At 68.5% G+C, this 5,429-nt stretch carries 4 protein-coding genes; 2 read left to right on the forward strand and 2 right to left on the reverse strand.

Translation table 11 applies throughout. The annotated features are described in order from the left end of the window. On the reverse strand, window positions 1–1,258 hold a 1,258-nt coding region (locus tag ACFVX4_RS26490), incomplete at its 3' end, for a basic amino acid/polyamine antiporter (RefSeq protein ID WP_389981470.1). Window positions 1,259–1,824: 566 nt separating this feature from the next. On the opposite strand from ACFVX4_RS26490, the gene ACFVX4_RS26495 reads away from it, so the two are divergent. Then, window positions 1,825–2,340, forward strand: coding sequence for a hypothetical protein (locus ACFVX4_RS26495; RefSeq protein WP_389981472.1), 516 nt, complete (start codon window positions 1,825–1,827; stop codon window positions 2,338–2,340). Between the two features lie 418 nt (window positions 2,341–2,758). Continuing rightward, on the forward strand, window positions 2,759–3,742 hold the full coding sequence (locus ACFVX4_RS26500) for an oleate hydratase (protein WP_389981474.1): 984 nt from the start codon (window positions 2,759–2,761) through the stop codon (window positions 3,740–3,742). 144 nt (window positions 3,743–3,886) lie between these two features. Here ACFVX4_RS26500 and ACFVX4_RS26505 read toward each other — a convergent pair whose 3' ends face one another. Further along, a complete protein-coding gene (locus ACFVX4_RS26505) occupies window positions 3,887–5,260 on the reverse strand; it encodes a cryptochrome/photolyase family protein (RefSeq protein ID WP_389981476.1) in 1,374 nt (457 codons plus the stop codon). Window positions 5,261–5,429: the final 169 nt, after the last annotated feature.

The following is a 5,429-nucleotide window of genomic DNA, read 5'->3' on the forward strand; positions in this document are numbered from 1 at the left end:
TGGTGGAGGGGGGGAGTGGGGGGGGGATGGGGGAGGGGGGGCGGGGGTCGAGCTCGGGGCGGGGGGGGGGAGGTCGCTCCCCCCCCCCCCGGCCGACCGCCACCTTGACCGCGTAGCCGGCGGCGAGAAGGAACGGGACGAGGCTGAGCGCGCTGGTCAGGTCGAGGGCGAAGTTGAAGGCGTCCTCGGAGAAGGCTGTGACCACCAGGACGACCTGGGACAGGATCGTGGTCATCAGCAGGGCAGGAACCGGCACATCGGCCTGGTTGGACCGGCGCAGGAAGCGCGGCATGTCGTCGTCCTTGGCGGCGACGAACAGCACTTCGGCCGCCATGAGGGTCCAGGCGAGATAGGCGCCGAGCACGGAGACGATGAGCCCGACGCTGACGAAGACCCGACCCCAGGTGCCGACGGCTGCTTCGAGGACGCCGGCCATCGACGGTTGCCGGAGTTCGGCGATCTCGTGCATGGGCAGGATGCCGTAGGAGACGATGGTGACGGAGGCGAAGACGCAGAAGACGCTGATGAAGCCGAGCAGGGTGGCGCGCCCGACATCCTCGCGGCGTTCGGCGTGGCGGGAGTAGACGCTGGCGCCTTCCACGCCGAGGAAGACGAAGACGGTCGCCAGCATGGTGCCGCGGACCTGGTGGAAGAGGGATCCGGCGTAGTCGGCGCCCGCGAAGTTCTCGGCGAAGACGTGGGGCTTGAGCCAGAAGAGAGCAAGGATGATGAAGACGAGGATCGGGACGATCTTCGCGACAGTGACGATCCTGTTGATCGCCGTGGCCTCCTTGACCCCACGTCGGATGAGGAAGAAGAACGCCCACAGGCCGGCCGTCGACAGCACGATTGCCGGGGCAGTGTCGCCCTCGCCGAGAGCGGGTGCGACGGAGCCGATCGTCGACATGATGAGCACCCAGTAGGTGACGTTTCCGACGCAGGCGCTGGCCCAGTAGCCGACGGCCGAGAAGAATCCAAGGTACTCGCCGAACCCGGCCTTGGCGTACGCGTACACGCCGGCATCGAGGTCCGGTCTGCGGACCGCGAGTGCCTGGAAGACGAAGGCGAGCATCAGCATGCCGGTCCCCGCGACCCCCCAGGCGATGAGGGCTCCGGCAACTCCGGTCTCCTCGGAGAACCGGCGCGGCAGGGAGAACACACCGGCCCCGACCATGGAGCCGACCACCATCGCGGTGAGTGTCGGAACGGTCAGCTTGGCGGCCTGTCCGGCGGTCGGTGCCTCGTCCGTCGTGCTCATGGGACTCCTAGGGTGCGAGTGGAGTGGCGGGTTCACGCAGAGAGGTCGTCCCGGCCTTCCCGCAGGGGGCAGGGGTGCCTCGGCCCTGGGACCGGCACGATGCGAGGTGCCCGGCGCGGTGCCTGCGGACATCAGGGCGCCGCATGCGCGGGAGCAACCCGGGGAGAGGGGTCCGGAGGCCCCGGTGAGTCCACGTCAGTACCGTGCCCGGGAAGGTTTGGAGAGGGATGGGGTGTCCGGCAGGGGGCGCAGGATCCGCCGGCCTGCATCCGGTGACCGTGGTGTCGCGTCCCACGTCCTACGTCCCTCAGCCCGAATACATCAGTTGAAAATTCGCATTACGGACATTATCAATCCAGCGGTTGAATCGCTCGCACCCGGCAAATATCCGTTGTCCACTCGATAGTCGGCGCCACCCGGGCAGACCCCATGCCCGGGTGGTTCCGGCCGGTGCCCGGCACTGGTGTGCGATCGATTTGGTGCGGGGGCGGAAGCGGTCACGCGGATCGCCGTGTGCCCCGGCTGTCGGGTCACTGTCGTGACCAGGCGTGGCCTAGGCTGAGCCGATGTCCGACAACGGCGCATCACCGAGCGGCTGGGGCGCTGAAGCGCCTGACGTTGACACGGAACTGCCCGCAACCCTGCATATCGCCGGGCTTGCGTTGATACGGACGGAGAGCCCGCCGTCGATGGCCTGCTGGACCGGCTACTTCCCGGTGCCGACAGGCGCGGACCCGGCCGGGATGAGTCTGGTGATAGAGCCGGCCGCCCCGCCGGAAGACTCCACCCTCCGACTCGCTCACGATGTTGTGAGTCGTTTCGACGTCTTCGTCGACCAAGCCTTGGAGTACTGCCGCACCCGACTCCGGGAACGACACTTTGAACTCACGACCGAGGAACTGAGCTGGCTGGACCTTCCGGAGTTGCCACTGGCGCTTCCCGAAGCAACGGTGTGGGCCGACCAGACCTGGGCAATCCGCTTCGCCGGGAGCAGGTTCCGACTGGCGGACCCCTACGGAATCCTCGTCACCTTCGACGGAACACAGCCTGTCGACATCCAGAGCCTCGACGACGAGCAATGAACCGCTCACCGCACCATCGCGAACACAGACGTTCCTGGGACGGGCTCCGGGGCGGGGATGCGGTGCGCAGTCCGGCCCCGAAAGGCCGCCCAACCACTGGATGAGCAAAAAGGCACGGCAGGACCCACCGCGCTCCGGTCACGCCGATCAGCGTTCCAGCTCCACAGACCGCAGCCGCACCTCTCAAAGACGTCATCCGATCGAGGGGACGCGATGCAGCCGCTTCAGACGGGGCATCCGTGACCCGCCCGGCCGCTACCGTACGGAGACGGACACCGCGCCCCTCCCGGGCTCCTTTTCCCACTGCCTGCTCAGGCTCCATTTGTGCGACGACGGCGTGGTCCTGGACGAGGCCGACGTCGTACGAGCCGGGCGACGCTCGGCCTGCTCCATTCGCGCGATGTGCGGAGGTGGCGGGGTGCGGCGCAGCAAGTACAACCAGTACGACTCCGTCATCCGTCCGATCCAGGAGTGGCTCACCGCCCAGGGGGTGCGGACCGAGTTCGGTGTGACCGTCGCCGACGTCGACTTCTCCGACGCCGCCGCCCGCAGGGTCTCCCGGCTCCACCTGGAGCGCGACGGTGCCGAGGCGGGGACGATCGAGCTTGGCGAGGACGACTACGCGTTGCTGACGATCGGTTCGATGACGGGCGACACCACGTACGGCGACCGCTCCACTGTCCCCGAGTTGATCCGTGACAAGCGGGACGGTTCCTGGCGACTGTGGGAGTCGATCGCCAAGAAGGCCCCGGATTTCGGCCGCCCTACCGCTTTCTGCGGCAACATCGACGAGACCAAGTGGGAGTCCTTCACCCTCACCATGACCGGCCGCACGCTCCTGGACCGCATCCAGGAGTACACCGGCAACGTCCCCGGCGAGGGCGCCCTGATGACCTGGAAGGACTCGCGCCGGCTCCTTTCGGTCGTCGTGCCGGCCCAACCGCACTTCCGGGACCAGCAGGAGAACACGTACACGCTGTGGGGATACTCGTTGTTCGGCGACGTCCCCGGCGACCATGTGCCGAAGAAGATGGACGACTGCACCGGCGCCCAGATCCTTGACGAACTCCTCGGCCACCTCGGCTTCGACGACATCGCCGACGAGGTCCGGGCCACCACCAAGGTGACCACCGTCCAGATGCCCTACATCGATGCTCCGTTCCAGCGTCGTGCCGTCGCCGACCGGCCTCTGGTCGTTCCCGACGGCGCGGAGAACTTCGCATTCCTCGGCCAGTTCGTCGAGATTCCCGAGGACGTCGTCTTCACCGTCGAGTACTCGGTCCGCGCGGCCATGCTCGCTGTCTACCACCACTTCGGCGTCGACAAGGAGATCCCGACGATCTACCACGGTCTCTCCGATCCGAAGATCGCCTGGTCCGCGCTGAGAACCGCCTTCGCCTGAGACAGAAGCACACTGCGAACCACCTGAATGATTCCGAGGATGCCGGGGGCCGTGTCCGGAACGGACACGGCCCCCGGCGCGTCGGCGGTCGACCGAGCCGTCCGTCGGTGACGAGGATGGCAGGCCGCTGGCGGCGTTCCTCTCTCAGTCCCGGCCGCGGGCGTGCTTGAACCGTGCCAGGCCGTCCGCGAGGTCGATCAGCGGCTCCGGGTAGTCCAGCTGCGCCCGTTCACGCTCGGGCAGCCGCCACGGCTCATGGATGCGATTGCTTGCCACGTCTCGCAGTTCCGGCACCCATCGCCGTACGTACGCTCCTTGCGGGTCGAAGCGTTTGCCCTGGACGACCGGGTTGAGTACGCGGTGGGGACGGGTATCGGTGCCGGTTCCGGCGACCCACTGCCAGTTGAGCTGATTGTTGACGATGTCGCCGTCCACGAGAAGGTCGAGGAAGTGCCGGGCGCCGATTCGCCAGTCCACGTAGAGGGTCTTGGCCAGGAAGCTGGCCGCCAGCAGGCGCGCCCGGTTGTGCATCCAGCCCTCGTACCGGAGTTGGCGCATCGCCGCGTCGACGACCGGATATCCGGTGCGGCCCTCACGCCATGCGGCGATGTCTTCGGCTGCCTCGTCCTCGGTCCGCCACCGGTCGTGCCGCGTGCGGTAGTCCTCGACGGATGCCGCCGGGCGTGCCACCAGTACCTGATGGTGGAAGTCGCGCCAGCACAGCTGGCGCACGAATGCGTCCGCCCCGGGCCCGCCGTGCGTGCGGGCCCGCTGGATAAGTTCCACCGGCGAGAGGCACCCGAAGTGCAGGTACGGTGACAGCCGCGAGGTCGCGTCGCCCGCCAGGTCGTCGTGGCGGTCCTCGTACCCGGACAAATCCTTGCGCGCCCATCGGGAGAACCGCTCACGCCCCCGCGTCTCCCCTCCGGCCGGAAGACCAGGGGAGACGCCTGACAGCCCGTCACGGGGCGGCAACGGCTCGCCGCACACCGCGTCGGGGACGCGCACGGTGCGTGGCGCCGGGCAGGGGTTCCTCAGCCGCTCCTGTGACCAGCGGCGGAAGTAGGGGGTGAACACGGCGTAGTGGTCGGAGCCGGCCGGAGTGACCGTCCCCGCGCCGACGGCGGTGACCACGCCGTCGTGCACGCACAGCGTCACGCCGTGATCGCCGAGACCGTCACGCAGCCGCTCCTCCCGGCGCTGGCCGTATCCGGTGGCGCCGGCGGCCATGTGCACCTCGGAGGCCTGGCACTCCGCAGCGAGCGCGCAGACCTCCTTGACGACCGGCCCCGTGCGCACCACCAGCCGGCCGCTGCGTCGGCGCAGCGAGGCGTCGAGGTCGGCCAGACACTCCGAGAGGAAGGCGCTGCGGTTGGGCGCGTCGAAGCCGGCCGCGTGGACACCCGGATCGCGTACGAACAGCGGCACCACTTCGTCTGCCGCCGCGAGTGCGGCGCGCAGTGGGGGATGGTCGTGCAGACGCAGATCCGAGGTGAACAGGACGACCGCGACGGTCATGGCGTCACTCCTGGTGTCATGCGGTGGTGCTGATGGCCGCTAGGCCCTGCCGTCTGCCGTCTGCCGTCTGCCGTCTGCCGTCTGCCGTCTGCCGTGCGGCGTCTGGCACGCACGCTCGCGGCGTTGCCGAAATGCCCTGGTAGCTCCGCTACGAGACCATTCCGGCGCC

The organism is Streptomyces sp. NPDC058240 (genome assembly GCF_042882135.1).
GTDB lineage: Bacteria > Actinomycetota > Actinomycetes > Streptomycetales > Streptomycetaceae > Streptomyces.